This window comes from Piscinibacter sp. HJYY11, from assembly GCF_016735515.1.
Classification (GTDB): domain Bacteria; phylum Pseudomonadota; class Gammaproteobacteria; order Burkholderiales; family Burkholderiaceae_C; genus Rhizobacter.
Genome location: NZ_JAERQZ010000001.1, coordinates 1,502,158 through 1,523,044, shown reverse-complemented (window position 1 = coordinate 1,523,044; position 20,887 = coordinate 1,502,158). Strand labels below are relative to the sequence as shown.

The window sequence follows — 20,887 nt, the reverse complement described above, 5'->3', positions numbered from 1 at the left end:
GCCGGCAGGCGCCGGGCATGGACAATCTGCCCCATGCCCATCCAATGGTTCCCCGGCCACATGCACCTCACGCGCCAGGCGATTGCCGAGCGCATCAAGCAGATCGACGTGGTGATGGAGTTGCTGGACGCCCGCCTGCCGGGCTCGAGCGCCAACCCCCTGCTGGCCGAGCTCACCGGCCACCGGCCCCGTCTCAAGATCCTCAACAAGCAGGACGTGGCCGACCCCGCGCGCACCGAGGCCTGGCTCGCCTGGTACAACGCCCAGCCCGACACCCGCGCCCTCGCGCTCGATGCGTCTGAGGCGGCGCCGGCGCAACGCCTGCTCGACGCCAGCCGTGCGCTGGCCCCCAGCCGTGGTGGCCTCGACAAGCCGCTGCGCATCCTGGTCTGCGGCATTCCCAACGTCGGCAAGTCCACCCTCATCAACACGCTGATGGGCAAGCGCGCCACCAAGACGGGCGACGAGGCCGGCGTCACCAAGGTCGAGCAGCGCGTCGCGCTCGCGAAGGACGCCTACCTCTTCGACACGCCCGGCATGCTGTGGCCGCGCATCATCGTGGCGCAGAGCGGGTACAACCTCGCCGCCAGCGGCGCGGTGGGGCGCAATGCCTATGACGACCAGGAAGTGGCCCTGGAGCTGCTGGGCTACCTGCAGCGGCACTACGCCGACCGCCTGATCGAGCGCTACAAGCTCGACGAGGCCAGCGTGGCCCTGCCCGACGAGGCCTTGCTCGCCGAGATCGGCCGCAAGCGTGGGGCGCTGCAGAGCGGCGGCCGGGTCGACCTGCAAAAGGCGGCCGAGGTGCTGATCAACGACTTCCGTTCGGCCAACCTCGGGCGCATGACGATCGAGACACCCGACGAATACGAAGCCTGGCTCGCGGCCGGGCAGGCGGCCGATGCGGAGCGAGCCGAGCGCAAGGCTGAACGCACGGCGCAGAAGCGCCAGCGGCGCCCGACGGGGCGTTAGCGAAGCGCCAGCAGCGCGGAGCGGATCGCCGGGTCGGCGAGCAGCGCCATCGTCGTGCGCTTCATCTCGGCGGCATCGATCGCATCCGGCGTGCGCTCGCACAGGCGCTCGACAGACGCGAGCTGTGCCGCGAGGCGCTCATCGTCCACGTGCACCGAGGCGGTGTAGAGCAGCACCATCAGGTCGTGCAGGCTCCGCATCGTGGTGTAGGCATCGAACATCCGCTGCGCCGTTTCGGCCGAATCGCGCCAGTCCTGGCCCGGGAACAGCTGCTGCGAGACACGCTGGCCAGCGCCGTGGCAATCGAACACCACGCAGCCGGGAAAGCCGCGGTCCACAAGCTTGTCGTGGATGCCGCATCTGAAGTCATCGCAGAGATGGGGGCAGGGCGTGTGGGCCGGCTTGTCGAAACCGAAGCCCTGCACCGCGTCAAAGGGCGTGACCACGCAGCACAGGCCGGTGCAGGCGGCGCAGTCGGCCTTCAGGTGGGCCGGCAGTACTGCGCGCCGGCCCGTGTTCATTTGCTCCAGGTGTCCTTGAGCGTGGTGGCGCGGTTGAACACCGGCTTGCCCGCCCGGTGGTCGTGCCGGTCGGCGACGAAGTAGCCGTGGCGCTCGAACTGGAACTTGTCGTCGGCCTTCGCGGCGGCGACGCCGGGCTCCAGGTAGGCGGTGACGACCTTCTTGCTGTTCGGGTTCAGCACCGAGAGGAAGTCGCGTCCGCCCGCATCGGGCTGCGCTTCGGTGAAGAGGCGGTCGTAGAGGCGCACCTCGGCTTCGATGCCGGTCGCCACGCTCACCCAGGTGATCACGCCCTTGACCTTCACCGCGTCGGCACCGGGCGTGCCGCTCTTGGTGTCGGGCACGAGCTTGGCGAGCACGGCGGTGATCTCGCCCTGCGCGTTCTTCTCGCAGCCGGTGCACTCGATCACGTAGCCGTATTTCAGGCGCGCCTTGTTGCCGGGGTAGAGGCGGTGGTAGCCCTTGGGCGGGGTCTCCATGAAGTCTTCGCGCTCGATCCACACCTCGTTCGTGAGGGTGAACTGGCGCTGGCCACGGTCGGGGTGCGCCGGGTGCACCGGGGCGTGGCAAGGCTCCTGGTGCGCCTCGTTGCCGAAGATCTCGGCGAAGTTCACGAGCTTGAGCTTCAAGGGGTCGAGCACGGCACACGCGCGCGGCGCCTTCGGGTCGAGGTCGTCGCGCAGCGCGATCTCGAGCGAGCTGTAGTCGATCCAGCCCCCGGCCTTGCTGACGCCGCTGCGCTCGGCGAGCAGCTGCAGGCTTTCGGGCGTGTAGCCGCGGCGGCGCAGGCCCACGATGGTGGGCAGGCGCGGGTCGTCCCAGCCGCTCACGTGGTTCTCGTCCACGAGCTGCTTGAGCTTGCGCTTGCTGGTGATGATGTAGGTGAGGTTGAGGCGCGCGAACTCGTACTGGTGCGGGCGCGGCTGGGCCAGCAGGCCGAGCTCGCAGAGCTTGTCGAGCAGCCAGTCGTAGAAGGGGCGCTGGTCCTCGAACTCGAGCGTGCAGATGCTGTGGGTGATTTGCTCCAGCGCGTCTTCGATCGGGTGCGCGTAGGTGTACATCGGGTAGATGCACCAGGTGTCGCCGGTGTTGTGGTGCGTTGCGCGCTTGATGCGGTAGAGGGCCGGGTCACGCAGGTTGATGTTGGGCGAGGCCATGTCGATCTTGGCGCGCAGCACGGCGGCGCCGTCGGCGAGCTTGCCGTCGCGCATCTCGCGAAAGCGCGCGAGGTTCTCGGCCGGCGTGCGGCCTCGGTAAGGGCTGTCGGTGCCGGGCGTGCCGAAGTCGCCGCGGTTGGCGCGCATCTGCTCGGCCGTCTGCTCGTCGACGTAGGCGAGGCCGGCGTTGATGAGCGCTTCGGCCGCGCGGTACATGAAGTCGAAGTAGTGGCTGGCGTAGAAGAGATGGCTCGTGCCGTTGACGTTCCAGTCGAAGCCCAGCCACTTCACCGCGTCGAGGATGGAGTCGACGTACTCCTGCTCTTCCTTCTCGGGGTTCGTGTCGTCGAACCGCATGTGGCAGATGCCGCCGTAGTCGCGCGCGAGGCCGAAGTTGAGGCAGATGCTCTTCGCATGGCCGATGTGCAGGTAGCCGTTGGGCTCGGGCGGGAAGCGGGTGCGGATCTTCGCGGGGTCCAGAGGGCCGGCGGCGTGGTGTTTCGCATCGCCCGGCGTGCCGGCGAAATGCCGGTTGGCATAGGTGCCCTGTGCCAGGTCACGCTCGATGATCTGCCGCAGGAAGTTGCTGGGCTTGTGTTCGTCGGCGGGCGTGGGGCGGGCAGGGTCGCTCATGCAGGGCGCTTTGCGTTGTGTTCAGAGGGGAGAAAAGCGAAAACGATTGTAGTCGGCGCTCCCTTCACGAGCCCCTTGCCGGTGCAGGCGTGAAGGTTTGCACGGGAGTGCAAGGTATGTGGTGGCGGGCCCCCATGCCTGAAGGGGCGCGGGGCGTGCCCGGGCGAAGAGAGCTTCTGAACAATCGTTCGCATGACCTCTCCGACGATGCCCGACCCGGGCGCCCACCCGCAGCGCCAGCCCCAGGCGCAAGCGCTGAGCGCCGAGGCGCTGGCCTGGCTCGCCGCCTTGCCGTCGCGCTACCAGCCGCTTGCCACGGCGCGCCACCACCCGCACATCGTCAACCGGCTGTGCGAGCTCTGGGTCACGCCGGACGCCTTGCCGGCCTACATGCGGGAGTTGGTGCTGAGCACCCGCCCCGCCCGGCGCAGCGGCTTCGCCTTTGAGGTGCTCACCGAACTGGCCGACCTGTGGGCCCTGGTCGAGGAATCGCAGCAGTCCAGGCCCTGACCGCGGGCTAGCGCTTTACGTGCGTTAACAAGGCTTTACCTTGGCGATGTGAACGGGCGGTGCGGCACACCCGTTGTGGGAGCAAGCCGGCGCGTCTCGCACCGGTCCTACCAAGGAGAGAACACCATGTTCAACCGCAAGTCCGCCCGCCGCGCCTTCGCTGCCCTGATCGCGCTGGGTGCCCTGGCTGCAGGCAGCGCCCATGCGGGCAGCGCGCAGTGGTCGGTGTCCGTCAACCTGCCTTTCCCGCCCGTGCCGGTGGTTCATGTGCCGGCGCCGGTGTATCACCCACCGATGCCCGTGCCGGCCCCGGTGGTGGTGTATCGCCCCGCGCCCCCGCCGATGGTGGTGTATCACCCGGTGCCCGTGGCCGACTACCGCGGCCGTGGCTGGGACCACCGCTACCACCACCATCGCCACCACCGCCATCACGGCCACCACCATCGCCACGACCACCGTGACTGGCGTGGTGACCGCGATCACGACGACCGCGGCGGCCGCTTCGAGCCCGGCCCCCGCCATCGCCACCACTGACCACCTGACAGACGGGGCCGCCTCTGCGCGGCCCGTTCGTCATGGCTTGTCGAGTGGCTTGTCCGGCTCGCCGCGCTCGCGGCGCAGGCGCTCGATCTCCTGCCTCAGCATGCGCTCGCGCAGGCCCTCGCCCTGCAACGTCAGGAAGGTGAAGAGCCCGTGGATCAGCAGGCCGATCGCCCAGCCCCACACGAAGAAGGGCTTGGCGCGCGAGCCCACGAGGAAGGCCACGCCGAACCCGAGGTGCACCAGCACGAAGACCATCGCGTGCATGTAGAAGCCGATCTTGCGGCGCACGCGGCGCAGCGCACGCGCTTCCAGGCTGTCGGCGGGGAGGTCGGCGCGGTTCATGTCAAAGGGCCTTGAACAGGTGGGCGTAGAGGCGGCTCACCGCCAGCTTGTCGGCGTGGCCGCGCAGGCTCAGCGTGAGCTTGCCGCTTTCGTCGCGCACGGCGGTGGCCACCGCGTCGGCGCGCACCACCGTGCCGCGGTGGATCTGCCAGAAGCGCTGCGGGTCGAGCTGGGGCAAGAGCTCGCGCAGCGACAGCCGGATCAGGTGCTCATGCTCGGCGGTGACGACGCGCACGTACTTGTCGGCCGCCTCGAAATACAGCACCTCGTCGACCTTCACCATGTGGATGGTGCTGCCCACGCCCGCCTGGATCACGCTCAGGCGTGGCGCGGCCGGCGCCGCGGGGGCCTGGGCGAGCAGGCCGCGCAGCTGGGCCACGGCGGCGTCGAGCGCCTGGTCGGCGGCAGCGGGCTGCGCACGCTGGCGCAGCGCGTCCTGCAGACGCGAGCAGGTCTGCGCCAGCCGCTCGGCGGTAACGGGTTTGAGCACGTAGTCGAAGGCGGCCCGCTCGAAGGCTTCGATCGCGTATTCGTCATGCGCCGTCACGAAGACGAGCAAGGGGAAGGGCGCGCCCTCGGGCCAATCTTCGGCCAGCGCGTGGGCGGCTTCGAGTCCGCTCAGGCCGGGCATGCGGATGTCGAGGAAGAGGACTTGCGGGCGCAGCGCCAGGGCTTGCTGCACGGCGGCCTCGCCATGGCTGACGGTGGCCACGATCTGCAGCTGCGGCCATTGCCGGGCCAGCTCGGCCTTGAGGTGCGCCGCCAGCAGCGGCTCGTCTTCTGCGATGAGTGCGGTCGCGTTCATGCGCTCAGGTGGTGCGGTTGAGGGGGATGCGCACGGTGGCGGCCACGCCGCCCTCGGCATCGTCGGCGGGTGCGAGCGTGAGACTTGCCACCTCGCCGTAGAGCGTGGCCAGCCGCTCGCGCACCTGGCTCACGCCGAAGTGCGTGCCGTCGTTGGCCACGGTGGACAAGCCCACGCCGGTGTCGCGCACGGTGAGCTTGAGGTCGGCGCCGTCGCGCGAGGCGCTGACGATGAGGCGCCCGCCTTCGACCTTGGGCTCCAGGCCGTGCTTGATCGCGTTTTCGACGAGCGGCTGCAGCAGCAGCGTGGGCACCGCGAGCTCGCCTAAGTCGTCGGGCATGCGCAGCTCGGCCACGAGGCGGTCGCCCATGCGGATCTTCATCAGCGCGAGGTAGTCGTTGAGGCGTGCGAACTCCGACGACAGCGGGTGCAGCATGCCGCGCGACGCGGTGAGCGTGGAGCGCATGAAGGCCACCAGGTGGTCGAGCATCTCCTGCGCACGCGGCGGGTCGACGGCGATCAACACGCGAAGGTTGGCCAGCGTGTTGAAGAGCATGTGCGGCTCGAGCTGCGACGACAGGAGCTGCAACTGCGCCTGGCTCGCGTCGCGCTGGGCCGTGGCGGCCAGGCGCTCCATCGATTCGCCGCGGCCGCGGATGTAGAAGAAATAGGTGATGGCGCCGCTGACGGTGACCGAGAGGAACAGGTAGCCGAGCGTCTGCCGCGGCGAGGATTGCAGGGCCGCCCAGTTCGAGCTGCCGCTGTAGCTGGCGCCGGCGGACATGCCCACGACGTAGCCGACCACGATGCCGGCGACCAGGAGCACGTAGCGGCGCCAGCCGGCGGGCCAGTTGCTGTGCGGGTCGCGCCGGAAGACGAAGCGGCCGGCTTCGATCGTCAGCCAGATCGTGAGGCCGATCGCGTGCGAATAGACCATCTGCACGTCCAGGTGCTCGTTGCGCAGGGCGAGGCCCAGGGCGATGACGCTGTTCAACACGACCACGACCAGGCCGCGGCTCAGGAAGGCGGCGAGGGTGTCGTGGGGGTGCGCGGGCTTGTCCATGGTCGAAGCAGTCTACGTGCAGGTCCAGTCGCGATCAGGCCAGGGCCAGCGTGCCCGGGCGGGGCGCCGTGCGTAGCACGCGCAGTGCGCGGCCGACGAAGAGACCCGACAGCAGGCCGTAGATGGCCGGCACGGCGAGGTCGAAGCTGGGGTTCTGCTTCAGTGCCGGGTCGAGCAGCATCATCACCGAGGTGACGTAGCGCACGCCGAACACCGCCCAGATCGTGAGCAGCGGCCAGAGGCTGCCGGCCAGGCGGAAGCGATTCCCACCCAGGGCCGTGACGCCGCGGGGTGTGACCAGCAGGTGCTGCATTGCCAGCGAGAGCGCGAGGCCCATCGCCCAGGCAACCAGCACCGGCGTGTTGAAGCCGAAGGTGTTGGCCGCGCCCCAGATCGAGAAGACGGTCCAGCCGGCCGAGATGCCGATGATGGTGCGGGCGTGCAGCTCGCGGTCGAAGGCCTGGCGCGCGCCCAGCAGGGTGATGAAGGCGAGCAGGCCCCAGACCCAGAACGGGGTGAGCTCGATGATCTGGCCAATGAGTTGGAGGAGGGGCATGGTGGTCTCCTGGGACGGAAGGTGTTGCGATGGGTGGGCACTGTGTCGGCGCCGCCGCGGCCGGGCGAGCCCGTTGCGATGAAGTGCCGGCAAGCGGCGCGAAATGCCGCTGCCGGGCCGCCAGCGGCTGGCTATAGTCATCGCCCCGCACGAGCCCAGGAGAACCGAATGCCCCCCGTCGCCACCCGCCCTTGCCTTCGACGGGTCGCTCTCCTGGTGGCCACGGCCGGCCTTGCGGCCTGTGCCACGCCCCCGGCGCCGCCGCCAATTCCGGTCTTCGGGCCCGGGCCAGGGCCTGCTGCGCCGGCACCCGCGCCTTCCGCCGCACCGGCGCCCGCGCCGGTGGCCGTGCCCGTGGGGCTGGCTGCCCGCTTCCCGGAGCCGGCGGTCAGCTTCAGGACGCCGGCCTTCCAACCCGGCCATGCCGCGTTCACCAGTGCGGCCGAGGCGCAGAGGCTGCTGCAAGGCCTGGCCCGTGACCATGGCGCGGTGGTGCGGTTGGTCAAGGTGGGCGAGGGCGCCAGCGGCGCGGCCCTGGAGGCGGTGCTGTTCAGCCGCTCGGCCCAGGCGACGCCCGAGTCCATCCGCGCGAGCGGCCGTGCCACGGTGGTGCTGCACGGCCCGCAGCACACCGACGCCCCGGCCGCGACCGAGGCCTTGCTGGCCGTCGCGCAGGAGCTGGCGCAGGGCCGCCTGCAGGCAGTGCTCGACAAGGCCAATGTGATCGTCTGGCCCCAGGTGCCGGCGCCGGGCACGGCGGCCGAGGGCGATCACCTGCTGCTCAAGACGCCCCAGGCCCAGGCACTGGCCCGGCTGGTGCGCGAGTACCAGCCGGCGGTCGTGGCCGAGGTCGGCGAGTACCTGCCGTCACCCGAGTTCTCGCTGCGTTTCGCGGCGGTGGAGCGGCACGATGCGATGCTGGAGTACGCCGCGACCGGCAACATGGCGGCCTTCGTCACCAAGGCCGCCGAGGAGTGGTTCCGCGAGCCGGTGGTCGCCGCCCTGCTGCAGCAGGGGCTCGCGGCGGAGTGGCACTACGCGGTGGCGCCGGGCGCCGTGGAGCGCCGCCTGTCGATGGGCAGCCCGCGGCCCGACAACAGCCGCAACGTGCAGGGCCTGAAGAACGTGGTGAGCCTCAAGCTCGAGTCGCGTGGCGAGCCCGCCGGCGGCCGCGCCCATTTCAAGCGGCGGGTGCACACGCTGGTCACGGCGCTTGGCACGGTGTTGCAGAGCACCGGCGATCGCAGCGCCGACCTGCTGAAGATCCGCCAGTACGTCGATGCCGAGGTCAGCGCCCAGGCCTGCAAGGGCACGGTGGTCGTCGAAGCGGAGCTGAGCCCGGGCGAGCGCACGCTGCAGATGCTGGACGCGGCGGGCCACGAGAAGTCTTCCACCGTGGCGTGGGATTCGGCCCTCGCGCTGCGCGACCTGAAGGTGCGCCCTCGTCCCTGCGGCTACTGGCTCGATGCCAGCCAGTCGGCCGCCGTCGCCAAGCTGCGGATGCTGGGCGTGCGGGTGGAGCAGGTGCTGTCGAAGGGGGTGGTGCAGGGCGACAGCTTCGTCGAGCCGGCCAATGGATCGAGAGAGGTCAAGACGCTCTCGGCCTTGCTCGACCTCGCGCCCGGCAGCTTCTACGTGCCGCTGAGCCAGCCGCTGGCCCATGTGGCGGTGGCGGCGCTGGAGCCCGACACCGCCTTCAGCTACTGGGCGGGCGGCGTGGTGACGGGCGTCAGCAAGACGGCCCGGGTCATGTCGTGGCCGGGCGTCAAGGTTTCCCAGCTGCCCTGAGGCTGCAGCGCGGCCGGGCCCCGGTCAGCGGCGGCGCGAGCCGCTGCCGCCGAAGAGGCTGCCCAGCACGCCGCGGATGATCTCGCGGCCCACGGTCGAGCCGATGGTGCGCGCGGCCGACTTGCCGAGCGTCTGCACGATGCCGTCGTGCTGGCCACCACGCGGGCCGGTGCGGCCGAAGAGGATCTCGTTGAGGCCTCCACCCAGCAGGCCGCCGTCTTCCTTGGCGGGCTCGGCAGTGGTGCCGGCCTTGCCTGTCTTGACGGTGGTGGTGGCCTGGCCGGGGCTGGCCGTCGGCGCCGCCTCGGCGCCGGCCACGGCGCGGCCCTTGAGCTTCTCGTAGGCGGATTCGCGGTCGACCGCCTTTTCATAGACGCCGGCGACGAGCGAGCCGGCGATCAGCGCCTTGCGCTGCTCGGGCGTGATCGGGCCGATCTGGCTCCCGGGCGGGATCACGAAGACACGCTCGGTGACGCTCGGGCGGCCCTTGGCGTCGAGGAAGCTGATGAGCGCCTCGCCGACGGCGAGCTCGGTGATCGCGGTCTCGATGTCGAGGCCGGGGTTGGCCCGCATGGTGCTGGCCGCCGACTTCACCGCCTTCTGGTCGCGCGGCGTGAACGCGCGCAGCGCGTGCTGCACGCGGTTGCCGAGTTGCGCGAGCACGGTGTCGGGGATGTCGAGCGGGTTCTGGGTCACGAAATAGACGCCCACCCCCTTGGAGCGCACGAGGCGCACGACCAGCTCGATGCGCTCGACGAGCGCCGCCGGCGCGTCCTTGAACAGCAGGTGCGCCTCGTCGAAGAAGAACACGAGCTTGGGCTTTTCCAGGTCGCCCACCTCGGGCAACTGCTCGAAAAGCTCCGACAGCATCCACAGCAGGAAGGTGGCGTAGAGGCGCGGGGCGTTCATCAGCTTGTCGGCCGAGAGCACGTTGACCACGCCCTTGCCGTCGACCGTCTGCATGAAGTCGCCGATGTCGAGCATGGGCTCGCCGAAGAACTTGTCGCCGCCTTGTTCTTCGATCTGCAAGAGGCCGCGCTGGATGGCGCCCACGCTGGCGGCGCTGACGTTGCCGTATTCGGTGGTGAACTGGGATGCGTTCTCGCCCACGTGCTGCAGCATCGCGCGCAGGTCTTTCAGGTCGAGCAGCAGCAGGCCGGCGTCGTCGGCGATCTTGAAGACGAGGTTGAGCACGCCCGACTGCGTCTCGTTGAGCGCCAGCATGCGGGCCAGCAGCAGCGGGCCCATGTCGCTGACGGTCGCGCGCACCGGGTGGCCTTGCTCGCCGAACACGTCCCACAGCGTGGCGGGGCAGGCGAGCGGTTCCGGTGCATCGAGCCCGCGTTCCTTCAGCACGGCGGCCAGCTTCTCGCCGATCTTGCCGGGCTGGGTGATGCCGGTCAGGTCGCCCTTCACGTCGGCCATGAAGACCGGCACGCCGATCTTGCTGAAGTGCTCGGCCAGGTTCTGCAGGGTGATGGTCTTGCCGGTGCCGGTGGCGCCGGTGATGAGGCCGTGGCGGTTGGCCAGCGCCGGCAGGAGGAAACATTCAGTCTTGTCGTGCTTGGCAATCAGGATGGGCTCGGCCATGAACATTGCTCCAGAGAAGGGAGGTCGCACCGCTAAAATTGCAGTCTATCCCCCAAGAACCACATTCGGGCAGGCCGCGCGCGACGCCGGCTTGCCTCAGCAGGAGCCTTCATGGCCGGACATTCCAAATGGGCCAACATCCAGCATCGCAAAGGCCGCCAGGACGAGAAGCGCGGCAAGATCTGGACCCGCATCATTCGTGAAATCATGGTCGCGGCCCGCCAGGGCGGCGGCGACCCCAACATGAACCCGCGGCTGCGCCTGGCCATCGACAAGGCCAAGGCCGCCAACATGCCGGCCGACACGATCAAGAAAAACGTCGACAAGGCGACCGGCAACCTCGAAGGCGTGAGCTACGAGGAGATCCGCTACGAGGGCTACGGCATCGGCGGCGCCGCCATCATCGTCGACTGCATGACCGACAACCGCGTGCGCACCGTCGCCGAAGTGCGGCATGCGTTCAGCAAGTACGGCGGCAACCTCGGCACCGAAGGCTCGGTGGCCTTCCAGTTCAAGCACTGCGGCCAGCTCTTGTTCGCACCCGGCACCAGCGAAGACAAGGTGATGGAAGTCGCGCTCGAAGCCGGTGCCGACGACGTGGTGACCCACGACGACGGCTCGCTCGAGGTGCTGAGCTCGCCGCACGACTTCGAATCGGTGAAGAAAGCGCTCGAGGCCGCCGGCCTCAAGCCGGAGATCGCCGAAGTGACGATGCGCGCCGAGAACACCATCGACCTGACCGGCGAAGACGCCCAGCGCATGCAGAAGCTGCTCGACGTGCTGGAAGACCTCGACGATGCGCAAGAGGTCTATCACAACGCGGTGGTGCACGCATGAAGGTCCTCGTGATCGGCTCCGGCGGCCGCGAGCACGCCATCGCCTGGAAGCTCGCACAGTCGCCCAAGCTGCAGACCGTCTATGTGGCGCCCGGCAACGGTGGCACGGCGCTCAGCCCGCACCTGAAGAACGTCGCCATCACGGACATCAAGGCGCTGGCCGACTTCGCCGTCACCGAGAAGATCGCACTCACGGTCGTCGGCCCCGAAGTGCCGCTCGCCGCGGGGGTGGTCGACGAGTTCCGCTCACGCGGCCTGCGCATCTTTGGGCCGACCAAGGCCGCGGCGCAGCTCGAGAGCTCGAAGGCCTTCTCGAAGGACTTCATGAAGCGGCACAACATCCCGACCGCCGCCTACGAGACCTTTGCCGACCTCAAGGCGGCCCACGCCTACGTCGACAAGATGGGCGCGCCCATCGTCGTGAAGGCCGATGGCCTCGCAGCCGGCAAGGGCGTGGTGGTCGCGACCACGCTCGAGGAAGCACATCAAGCCGTCGACTGGATGCTCGCCGACAACAAGCTCGGCGTGCAGCACAACGAAGGCGGCGCCCGCGTCGTCATCGAGCAATTCCTGCAGGGCGAGGAAGCGAGCTTCATCGTGCTGTGCGACGGCAAGAACGTGCTGCCGCTGCAGACCAGCCAGGACCACAAGCGCCTGCAGGACAACGACCAAGGCCCCAACACCGGCGGCATGGGCACCTACTCGCCCGCACCGGTCGTCACGCCCAACGTGCATGCCAAGGCGATGCACGAGATCATCCTGCCGACCATCGAAGGCATGGCGAAGGACGGCATCCCGTTCACCGGCTTCCTCTATGCAGGCCTGATGATCGACGAGCACGGCGTGCCGCGCACGCTCGAGTTCAACACCCGCCTGGGCGACCCCGAGACGCAGCCGATCATGATGCGTTTGAAGAGCGACCTCTTCGACGTGCTGATGGCCGGCACCGACGGCACGCTCGACCAGGTCGAGTTGCAGTGGGACCGCCGCGCCGCGCTGTGCGTGGTGATGGCCGCGGCCGGCTACCCGCTCGACCCGCGCAAGGGCGATGCGATCACCGGCCTGCCGGCCGAGGCGCCCGATGCGGTGGTGTTCCATGCCGGCACCGCGCTGAAGGATGGCGCACCGGTCACCTCGGGCGGCCGCGTGCTGGGCGTCACCGCGCTCGGCGATTCGGTCAAGATGGCGCAGCACCGGGCTTACGAGGTGCTGCAGGGCATTCGCTTCGACGGCGCCCAGTTCCGGCGCGACATCGGCCACCGGGCCATCAAGCGCTGATGCGCACCGAGGACGTTCGCGCCTACCTGCTCGCGCTGCAGGACCGCATCCTGAGCACGATGGAGGCCGAAGGCGGCGACCGTTTCGTGAGCGACAGCTGGGTGCGTCCGGCGGGCGAGCGACTGCAGGGCGACGGGCTGTCGCGGCTGGTCGAAGGCGGGGCGTTGTTCGAGCGGGGAGGCTGCAACTTCTCGCACGTGAAGGGCCCCGCGATGCCCCCCTCCGCCACGGCCCATCGGCCCGAACTTGCGGGCGCGCCGTTCGAGGCGATGGGTGTGTCGCTCGTCTTCCACCCGCGCAACCCGTATGTGCCGACGGTGCACATGAACGTCCGCATGTTTGCGGCGCTGCCGGTGGGCCGCGAGCCGGTCGTGTGGTTCGGCGGCGGCATGGACCTCACGCCTTACTACGGCTTCGAGGAAGACGCGCGCCACTTCCACCGCGTGAACCGCGACGCGCTGGCACCTTTCGGCGACGACAAGTACCCGCGTTTCAAGCAGTGGTGCGACGAGTATTTCTTCCTCAAGCACCGCAACGAGCCGCGCGGCATCGGCGGTGTGTTCTTCGATGACTTTGCCGAAGGCGGCTTCGACCTAAGCTTCGCGCTGATGCGCGCCGTGGGCGATGCCTTCCTGGCCGCCTACCTGCCCATCGTGCAGCGGCGCAAGGGCCTGGCCTATGGCGAGCGCGAGCGTGATTTCCAGACCTACCGGCGCGGCCGCTATGTCGAATTCAACCTCGTGTTCGATCGCGGCACCCTGTTCGGCCTGCAATCGGGCGGGCGCACCGAGAGCATTCTGATGTCGATGCCGCCGGTGGTGACGTGGCGCTACAACTGGTCGCCCGAGGCAGGCACCCCCGAGGCCAAGCTCTACGATTTCCTGCGGCCCCGCGATTGGGCCTCTGAATGAAACGGATCGGCCTGTTCGGCGGGACTTTCGACCCGGTGCATGTGGCGCATGTCGCGCTCGCGCGAGAAGCGCTGGGGGCCCTGGCGCTCGACGAGCTGCGCTGGATCCCGGCCGGCCAGCCGTGGCAGAAGGCGCGACAACTTGCGGCGCCGCAGCACCGCGAGGCGATGGTGCGCCTGGCCATCGAGGGTGAGCCGCGCTTCGTGCTTGACCGCTGCGAGTTGAAGCGGCAGGGCCCGAGCTTCACGCTCGACACCGTGCGCGAGCTGCAGGCCAAGGAGCCCGGCAACGACTGGTTCCTCATCCTCGGGCAGGACCAGTACGCCGGCCTTCACACCTGGCGTGACTGGCGCGAGCTGCTCGGCCGCGTGACGCTCGCCATCGCCAATCGCCCGGGCGTCACGCCCGAGCCGCACCCCGACGTGCGCAAGGTGCCGCACCAGATGGTGCCGCTGCCGATGATGGACATTTCATCCACCGCGATCCGTGCCCTGGCCGCACGGGGCGAAGGGGTCACCGATCTGGTGCCTCCCGCAGTCGCACGCTATATTGACCAGAACGACCTCTACCGAGGCACCCCCAGGAGCTGAATGGACATCCGCAAACTGCAACGCGCCATCGTCGATGGACTGGAAGACGTGAAAGGCCAGGGCATCCTGGTCTTCGACACCGAGCACCTCTCGCCGCTCTTCGAGCGCGTGATCATTGCCTCGGGCACGTCGAACCGACAAACCAAGGCGCTGGCCGCGAGCGTGCGGGATGCCGTCAAGTCCAAGGGCTTTCCGGTGCCGCGTACCGAGGGCGAAGACAACGGCGAATGGATCATCGTCGACTGCGGCTCGGCCGTGGTGCACGTGATGCAGCCGGCCATCCGCGACTACTACCACCTCGAAGAGATCTGGGGCGGCAAGCCGGTCAAGCTCAAGATCGATGGCGGGCCGGTGAAGCTGGTGAAGGCTTCCGAAGACGACTCGCAACCGCCGAAGAAGGCTGCGGCGAAGAAGGCGGCACCTGCCAAGAAGGCCGCTCCCGCGAAGGCGCCTGCTGCGAAGAAGACAGCCGCGAAGACCGCAGCCAAGAAGACCGCCGCCAAGAAGACGCCTGCCAAGAAGCCGGTGACCGGCAAGGCCGCCGTCACCCGCGTGGTGGGCGTGAAGAAGGCCACCACGACGGCGAAGAAGACCACGGCCAGCAAGCCGGCCGCGAAGAAGGTCGTGGCCAAGAAGCCCGCCGCCAAGAAGGCCGCGCCGAAGAAGACCAGCACGCGCGCGTGAAGCTCTTCCTGGTCGCCGTCGGCCAGCGGCAGCCCGCGTGGGCCGACACGGCCTACGAGGATTTCGCCAAGCGCTTTCCGCCGGAGATGCGCCTCGAGCTGAAGGCGGTGAAGGCCGAGACGCGTGGCAGCAAGACCGCTGCGCAGCTGATGGCCGCCGAGGCCACGCGCATCGAGGCGGCCTTGCCGAAGGGCGTGCGCCGCATCGTGCTCGACGAGCGCGGCGACCGTGCCACCACCGTGCAACTGGCGGCGCGCATGGAGGGATGGCAACGCGACGGGCGTGATGCAGCCATCCTCATCGGGGGCCCCGATGGGCTCGACCCTGCGCTCAAGCAGACGGCCGACGAGACGCTGCGCCTGTCCGACCTCACCTTGCCGCATGCCTTCGTGCGCGTGCTCGTGGCCGAGGCGCTGTACCGGGCGTGGACGGTGATGGTCAACCATCCCTATCACCGCGAATGAGCCACGACTTCATCTACCTCGCCTCGCAGAGCCCACGACGCCGCCAGTTGCTCGAGCAGATCGGGGTGCGCCATGAGTTGCTGCTGCCCGGCCCCGAGGAAGATGCCGAAGCGCTGGAAGCCGAACGGCATGGTGAGCTGCCGCGCGACTACGTCGAACGCGTGACCCGCGCCAAGCTCGCGGCCGCCGTCAAGCGCCTGAAGGCCAGGGGCCTGGCCGCCGCACCGGTGCTGTGCTCCGACACCACGGTCGCGCTCGGCCGCCGCATCCTCGGCAAGCCGACCGACGCGGCCGATGCGGCGAACACGCTCTCGCTCCTGTCCGGCCGCACCCACCGGGTGATCACGGCCGTCGCCGTGGCAGCTGGCCGGAGTTCGGCATTGGAGGTCAACGTTTCGCACGTCCGCTTCGCCGAACTCACCGCCGCCCAGATCGACGCCTACGTGGCCAGCAAGGAGCCTTTCGGCAAGGCCGGCGCCTATGCGATCCAGAGCGCCGCTGCCTCCTGGATCGCCCATATCGACGGAAGCTACTCCGGTATCATGGGTTTGCCTCTGTACGAGACGGCGCAACTGCTGAGACAAGCGCACGTGCGGTTCTGACCGAGCCGCGGCGCCCACAAAGAGACCCGTCCTCCATGCAAGACATCCTCATCAACTGGGCGCCCCAGGAGACCCGCGTTGCGGTCGTCGAGAACGGCGCGGTGCAAGACCTCTACGTCGAGCGCACGCTGGAGCGGGGCCTGGTGGGCAACATCTACGCCGGCCGCGTGGCGCGAGTGCTCCCCGGCATGCAGTCGGCCTTCATCGACATCGGCCTGGAGCGTGCCGCTTTCCTGCACGTGGCCGATGTGCATGTGAACGGCGGCAACGGCAACCGCAACGATTCCGCGCCTCCCACCCCCATCGAGCGCCTCGTCTTCGAGGGCCAGACGTTGATGGTGCAGGTCATCAAGGACCCGATCGGCACCAAGGGTGCGCGGCTCTCGACGCAGATCAGCATCGCCGGCCGCATGCTCGTCTTCCTGCCGCAGGACGACCACATCGGCATCTCGCAGAAGATCGGTTCGCACGAGCTGCGCGAGCAGCTGCGCACGCGCATGAATGCGCTCGCGGGCAAGCCCGAAGACGGCAGCCCCTACAACGGCGGTGGCTTCATCCTGCGTACCAACGCCGAAGACGCGACCGACGAGGAGCTGGGCGACGACATCGCCTACCTGCGCAAGACCTGGGGCGCGATCCGCGAGAAGAGCTTCAAGTCGCCCGCGGGCACGCTGCTGCACCAGGACCTGAGTCTCGTCGAGCGTGTGCTGCGCGACCTGGCCAACGACAGCACGCAGTCGATCCGCATCGACTCGCGCATGCAGTACGACCAGCTCGTGGCCTTTGGCACCGAGTTCACGCCGGGTTCTGTCGACAAGCTGCTGCACTACAAGGGCGAGCGGCCCATCTTCGACCTGTACAACATCGACGAAGAGATCGAGCGCGCGCTGGCCCGCCGTGTCGACCTGAAGTCGGGCGGCTACCTCATCATCGACCAGACTGAGGCGCTGACGACCATCGACGTCAACACCGGCGGCTACGTCGGCGCGCGCAACTTCGATGACACGATCTTCAAGACGAATCTCGAAGCGACGCAGGCCATCGCGCGCCAGCTGCGCCTGCGCAACCTCGGCGGCATCATCATCATCGACTTCATCGACATGACGCGCGAGGAGCACCAGTCGCAGGTGCTGGCCGAGCTGCGCAAGCAATTGGCCCGCGACCGCACCAAGATCACGGTGAGCGGCTTCACCCAGCTCGGCCTGGTGGAGATGACGCGCAAGCGCACGCGCGAGTCGCTCGCCCACATGCTGTGCGAGCCGTGCCCTACCTGCGAAGGCAAGGGCCAGGTGAAGACGCCGCGCAGCGTGTGCTACGACATCCTGCGCGAGATCCTGCGCGAGGCGCGGCAGTTCAACCCGCGCGAATTCCGCGTGGTCGCGGCGCCGGCGGTGGTGGAGATGCTGCTCGATGAAGAAAGCCAGCACTTGGCCGGGCTGTCCGACTTCATCGGCAAGCCGATCTCGCTCACGGCCGAGAGCAGCGGGTCGCCCGAGGCCTACGACATCGTGCTGATGTAGGGTAGGGCGACGTGAAGCTTGCGAGCGGCCCTTTCGGCCGCGTCATCGTCATCGTGACGCGCCAGATCGGCGACGTGCTCCTCACCACGCCGCTGATCCAGGCCGCCAGGGAGCGTTGGCCGCAGGCGCAGATCGATGTGCTGGGCTTCGCCGGCACGCTGGGCATGTTGCGTGGCAACCCGGCGGTGCACGAGTTCATCGAGGTGCCGGCCGGCTCGGGCTGGCGGCAGGCTCGCCAGTTGCTGCCGCGCCTCTGGCGCCGCTACGACCTGGCGCTCGTGGCCGAGGCCAGCGACCGCGCGCATCTGTATGGCTGGGCCGCCGCCCCGCTCAGGAGCAGCCTCGTGCCGCAGCGGGCTTCGATCTCATGGTGGAAGAAGCGCCTGAGCCAGCACACGGTCACCATCGACGATGACGGCACGCCCACCGTGCTGGAGAAGCTGGCGCTGCTGTCGCCGTGGGGCCCGCCGCCTTCGACGGTGAGCGTGACGCCCCCTCAGCCACAGGACCTGCCTGCCGAACTGCAGGCCCAGTTGCGCGATGCTCCGGTGGTGGTGCACGTGCCCTCGATGTGGCGCTACAAGCAGTGGCCGGTGAAGTATTTCGCCGACGTGATCCAGGCGCTGCTGGCGCGCGGCGAGCAGGTGGTGCTGACGGGCGCCGCTTCCGAAGTCGACCAGGCGCAGGTGGCCGGCGTGCGCCACCTCGGCGGCCCGCCGGCGCTGATCGACGCGTCGGGCAAGCTGAACCTGAACCAGGTCACCACGCTGCTGCGCCGCGCGGCGCTGTACGTCGGCCCCGATACCTCCATCACCCACCTCGCCGCGGCCACCGGCACGCCGGTGATCACGATGTTCGGGCCGACGAATCCGGTGCGCTGGGGCCCCTGGCCGCAGGGCGCGGCGGCGGCCACACCGTGGCAGCGCAAGCAGCCGCACCAGGCGGCCCGCAAGGTGATCTTGCTGCAGGCCGAGCAGGACTGCGTTGCCTGTGGGCGCGCCGGTTGCGAGGATCACCGCGACAGCCGCAGCGCCTGCCTCGAGGCGCTGACGCCTCAGCGGGTGATCGACGAATGTTTTCGCGTGCTGGACGCGGCTCGGAAAGTCTGACTCAAGCGCACGCTCGCTTGGCGTTTGGCGCGAGTCGACCGCTCAGCGGCGGAACTGCCTCAGCCAGCGCTTGACGCGCCGCACCGCGCGTGAGCCCGCGCTGCGGGCGCCGGCCTCGTCCAGCTCGTACTGCCAGTTCGATTGGTAGACGGCGCCGATGAAGCGCTCAACCAGGTTGGCCTCGGTCTCGCCCAGGCGGCGCAGGGCGTTGAAATGCCAGTCGTGGTGGTAGACGCGAAAGAGCGGCTCGATGGGCGCGAGCGGAATGCTCTGGAAGGCGAGCAGCGACTCGCCGTACCAGCGCAGCTCGGACGGCATCTGTTCGATGGCGTCCCACAGCGTCTGGTTTTTCGGTGCGAGGCGCTGCTCGTAGAGGGCGTTCCAGACTTTGGCCGACCACGGCACGGGCGTGGGGCCGAAGTCGTAGTCGGGCCCGGTGCGGCCGAACATCGCCTTCAACTGGGCGCTCTCGCGACGGAAGTCTTCCTCCACCTTGCGGTAGCCGCGCGAAGCGGCCAGCTGGCGATATTCCTTCGACTCGTGTACATGGCTGTAGGGGTGGCCGGCGGGTGCCAGGAAATCGGTTCGGCCGAAGGGGCGTAGGAATACCGTGTCGGCGTCGGTGCAGAGGTAGGCGTCACAGCCGAGAAGTCGCCAGGCTTCGGACTTGACCACTTGCTGCGCCTTGCTGCCCGGGGTGGCCTTGTAGCGTGCCAGCAGGTCGAGCGCCGCGGCCCTTGGATGGGCGGCCACCACGGCTTCGTCACTCACCAAGTCGCAGGTGCCGGCCGGCAGCTGGCTGCGGAAGAGTGCCAGGTCGTCGTTCGGCACGATGAGCACCACCGGCAGCTTGTCGCGGTTGTTCGGCTGGAGGCTCGCCAACAGGCGCTGCGCACGGCGCAGGTCACCGCGGTAGGTCTTGCAGACGATGGGAAAGTCGAGGGCCATGCACTGGGGCGCGACACGAAAAGCGCGATTGTGGCCGAGCGGAGCGTTGGGCAAGCCCACCTCTAGAATCCCCGGCCAGTTTGGACGAGCCCAATCGATGTCTTACCTCTTGCCTTCCCGCCTGACCGTGGTTGCCCAAGCCGGCGGGGTGTTGGAGCGCTTCTGGGCGGCTTACTCCGCCGGCCCGCACGCGGTGAAGGAACTCCCGTCCACGCTGACCGCGGTCGTGGCAGGTGCTTCGGCTGAGGCTGGGGTGCGCGAGGCGTTTGCGCAAACCGAGGGCGTGGTGCTGCTGCTGACCGACATCGAGGATGCCCAGCGCCTGGCCGTGCAGCTCAAGCTTCGCCGGCGCCAGCCCAGCGTCGTGATGCGCTGGTGGGACCGGCCTGCCAACCTGAAGCCGACCTACCGCGACCGCCTGGTCTTCAACCGCTACACCGGCATCAACTTCATGACGAGCCGGGCCGACCTCGAAGCCAACGTGCGCCCGCCCCGGGGCGGCCTGGTGGTCGACAACCCGGTGCTGCTCGACCAGCCCGCTGCGCTCGGTGAAGATTCGTGGCACAAGACCATGCGCCACACGCTGCTGGCCCTCACGCAGCCCACGCGTACCGACATCTTCGGCATCGCCAAGCGCAACCACGGTGCCATCCAGCTCACGCTGGCCACGCATTTCTATTGCAACCAGGACAACATCGATACCGTGACCAGCTGGCTGCGTGACTTCACCACGCTGCCCGCCGAGGTGCTGGACCAGATCCAGTTCTTGATCGTCGACGACGGCTCGCCGCTGAAGTACGACATTCCCGATGTCGACCTCAACCTGACCTGGGTGCGCATCGACCAGGACATCCGCTGGAACCAGGCCGGCGCTCGCAACGCGGCGATGCTGCACGCGCGCGCCGAGAACGTGGTGATCACCGACGTGGACCACGCCTTCCCGGAGCACACGGTGCGCTGGCTGCTCGACCACCCGATCAAACGCCGCCGCTTCTACAAGTTCTGGCGCAAGATGCCCGACGGCTCGTTGATCAAGGGCCACCCCAACATCTTCTACCTCGCCCGTTCGCGCTTCTTCCAGCTCTTCGGCACCGATGAAGAGTTCGCCGGGGCCTACGGCGCCGAGGACTACCGCTTCGTCAAGAACTTCAAGAACCACGGCACGGTGCAGTCGCACCTGCCGAAAGAGGTGTTCTGCATCGAACGCCAGCTCGACCGCGAGAAGTCATACCACTCGCTCGTGCGCGACCTGAGCTTCAACACCGGGGTGGACACGCGCAAGCGCCTCGAGATCGACCACTTCGGCGCCAACTACGGCCACAGCCGCCACAACTACAACTTCACGCAGACGGTGCTGCTCGACCGCATGCGCACGCCGACGCGCATGCCGCCGCTCGACCGCGGCTGGCGCCAGCGCTGGTGGCTGCGGCAGTTCGCGAGCCTGCTCTGCTCGCGTTAGTGCGGC

22 protein-coding genes are annotated in these 20,887 nt (G+C 68.7%); 14 read left to right on the top strand and 8 right to left on the bottom strand.

Translation table 11 applies throughout. From position 1 onward, the window contains the following. Positions 1–33: 33 nt before the first annotated feature. A complete protein-coding gene (gene ylqF, locus JI745_RS06840) occupies positions 34–972 on the top strand; it encodes a ribosome biogenesis GTPase YlqF (protein WP_201804872.1) in 939 nt (312 codons plus the stop codon). Here the strand turns inward: ylqF and JI745_RS06835 are convergent. Both JI745_RS06835 and JI745_RS06830 read right to left on the bottom strand, forming a co-directional pair. Then, complete coding sequence (locus tag JI745_RS06835) at positions 969–1,493, bottom strand: hypothetical protein (protein ID WP_201804868.1); 525 nt, start codon at positions 1,491–1,493, stop codon at positions 969–971. The genes ylqF and JI745_RS06835 overlap by 4 nt on opposite strands. Further along, a complete protein-coding gene (locus tag JI745_RS06830; RefSeq protein WP_201804867.1) occupies positions 1,490–3,283 on the bottom strand; it encodes a glutamine--tRNA ligase/YqeY domain fusion protein in 1,794 nt (597 codons plus the stop codon). The genes JI745_RS06835 and JI745_RS06830 overlap by 4 nt, the downstream gene beginning before the upstream one ends. A gap of 192 nt (positions 3,284–3,475) precedes the next feature. On the opposite strand from JI745_RS06830, the gene JI745_RS06825 reads away from it, so the two are divergent. Both JI745_RS06825 and JI745_RS06820 read left to right on the top strand, forming a co-directional pair. Beyond that, positions 3,476–3,793 (top strand): hypothetical protein, encoded by a 318-nt coding sequence (locus JI745_RS06825; protein WP_201804864.1) that lies wholly within the window; start codon positions 3,476–3,478, stop codon positions 3,791–3,793. 126 nt (positions 3,794–3,919) lie between these two features. Beyond that, positions 3,920–4,327: a hypothetical protein gene (locus JI745_RS06820; RefSeq protein WP_201804862.1), complete on the top strand. Its 408-nt coding sequence runs from the start codon at positions 3,920–3,922 to the stop codon at positions 4,325–4,327. Between the two features lie 39 nt (positions 4,328–4,366). Here JI745_RS06820 and JI745_RS06815 read toward each other — a convergent pair whose 3' ends face one another. From JI745_RS06815 to JI745_RS06800, 4 genes are read right to left on the bottom strand one after another with little or no spacing between them, the layout of a single operon-like run. Beyond that, positions 4,367–4,678: a 2TM domain-containing protein gene (locus tag JI745_RS06815; RefSeq protein ID WP_201804861.1), complete on the bottom strand. Its 312-nt coding sequence runs from the start codon at positions 4,676–4,678 to the stop codon at positions 4,367–4,369. 1 nt (position 4,679) lies between these two features. Next, the gene (locus tag JI745_RS06810) at positions 4,680–5,483 is read right to left on the bottom strand and encodes a LytTR family DNA-binding domain-containing protein (protein ID WP_201804860.1); all 804 of its coding nucleotides are present in this window, start codon (positions 5,481–5,483) and stop codon (positions 4,680–4,682) included. Between the two features lie 4 nt (positions 5,484–5,487). Further along, on the bottom strand, positions 5,488–6,546 hold the full coding sequence (locus JI745_RS06805; protein ID WP_201804859.1) for a sensor histidine kinase: 1,059 nt from the start codon (positions 6,544–6,546) through the stop codon (positions 5,488–5,490). Between the two features lie 34 nt (positions 6,547–6,580). Then, a complete protein-coding gene (locus JI745_RS06800) occupies positions 6,581–7,102 on the bottom strand; it encodes a DUF6622 family protein (protein ID WP_201804855.1) in 522 nt (173 codons plus the stop codon). A gap of 168 nt (positions 7,103–7,270) precedes the next feature. Here JI745_RS06800 and JI745_RS06795 point away from each other — a divergent pair, with 168 nt between their 5' ends. Next, a complete protein-coding gene (locus JI745_RS06795; RefSeq protein ID WP_201804854.1) occupies positions 7,271–8,890 on the top strand; it encodes a M14 family zinc carboxypeptidase in 1,620 nt (539 codons plus the stop codon). Positions 8,891–8,914: 24 nt separating this feature from the next. Here the strand turns inward: JI745_RS06795 and JI745_RS06790 are convergent, their stop codons facing one another. Next, the gene (locus tag JI745_RS06790) at positions 8,915–10,480 is read right to left on the bottom strand and encodes a helicase HerA-like domain-containing protein (protein WP_201804853.1); all 1,566 of its coding nucleotides are present in this window, start codon (positions 10,478–10,480) and stop codon (positions 8,915–8,917) included. Positions 10,481–10,591: 111 nt separating this feature from the next. Here JI745_RS06790 and JI745_RS06785 point away from each other — a divergent pair, with 111 nt between their 5' ends. From JI745_RS06785 to JI745_RS06745, 9 genes are read left to right on the top strand one after another with little or no spacing between them, the layout of a single operon-like run. Further along, positions 10,592–11,317, top strand: a complete 726-nt coding sequence (locus JI745_RS06785; RefSeq protein ID WP_201804849.1) for a YebC/PmpR family DNA-binding transcriptional regulator — start codon at positions 10,592–10,594, stop codon at positions 11,315–11,317. After that, a complete protein-coding gene (gene purD, locus JI745_RS06780; RefSeq protein ID WP_201804847.1) occupies positions 11,314–12,594 on the top strand; it encodes a phosphoribosylamine--glycine ligase in 1,281 nt (426 codons plus the stop codon). Before JI745_RS06785 ends, purD begins: the two co-directional genes overlap by 4 nt. Further along, positions 12,594–13,505 (top strand): oxygen-dependent coproporphyrinogen oxidase, encoded by a 912-nt coding sequence (gene hemF / locus JI745_RS06775; RefSeq protein ID WP_201804845.1) that lies wholly within the window; start codon positions 12,594–12,596, stop codon positions 13,503–13,505. Before purD ends, hemF begins: the two co-directional genes overlap by 1 nt. After that, positions 13,502–14,095, top strand: a complete 594-nt coding sequence (nadD, locus tag JI745_RS06770; RefSeq protein WP_201804844.1) for a nicotinate-nucleotide adenylyltransferase — start codon at positions 13,502–13,504, stop codon at positions 14,093–14,095. The genes hemF and nadD overlap by 4 nt, the downstream gene beginning before the upstream one ends. Next, positions 14,096–14,779, top strand: coding sequence for a ribosome silencing factor (rsfS, locus tag JI745_RS06765; protein ID WP_201804842.1), 684 nt, complete (start codon positions 14,096–14,098; stop codon positions 14,777–14,779). After that, complete coding sequence (gene rlmH / locus JI745_RS06760; protein ID WP_201804836.1) at positions 14,776–15,243, top strand: 23S rRNA (pseudouridine(1915)-N(3))-methyltransferase RlmH; 468 nt, start codon at positions 14,776–14,778, stop codon at positions 15,241–15,243. Before rsfS ends, rlmH begins: the two co-directional genes overlap by 4 nt. Further along, positions 15,240–15,845, top strand: a complete 606-nt coding sequence (locus tag JI745_RS06755; protein WP_201804834.1) for a nucleoside triphosphate pyrophosphatase — start codon at positions 15,240–15,242, stop codon at positions 15,843–15,845. The genes rlmH and JI745_RS06755 overlap by 4 nt, the downstream gene beginning before the upstream one ends. 35 nt (positions 15,846–15,880) lie before the next feature. After that, a complete protein-coding gene (rng, locus tag JI745_RS06750) occupies positions 15,881–17,365 on the top strand; it encodes a ribonuclease G (protein WP_201804832.1) in 1,485 nt (494 codons plus the stop codon). Positions 17,366–17,376: 11 nt separating this feature from the next. Then, positions 17,377–18,474 carry a glycosyltransferase family 9 protein gene (locus tag JI745_RS06745; RefSeq protein ID WP_201804830.1) on the top strand — a complete coding sequence of 366 codons (1,098 nt, stop codon included), beginning with the start codon at positions 17,377–17,379 and terminating at the stop codon, positions 18,472–18,474. A 42-nt stretch (positions 18,475–18,516) separates the two neighbouring features. Here the strand turns inward: JI745_RS06745 and JI745_RS06740 are convergent, their stop codons facing one another. Further along, positions 18,517–19,422, bottom strand: a complete 906-nt coding sequence (locus tag JI745_RS06740) for a DUF6492 family protein (protein ID WP_201804829.1) — start codon at positions 19,420–19,422, stop codon at positions 18,517–18,519. A gap of 97 nt (positions 19,423–19,519) precedes the next feature. On the opposite strand from JI745_RS06740, the gene JI745_RS06735 reads away from it, so the two are divergent. Further along, positions 19,520–20,881, top strand: a complete 1,362-nt coding sequence (locus JI745_RS06735) for a glycosyltransferase family A protein (protein WP_201804827.1) — start codon at positions 19,520–19,522, stop codon at positions 20,879–20,881. Positions 20,882–20,887: the final 6 nt, after the last annotated feature.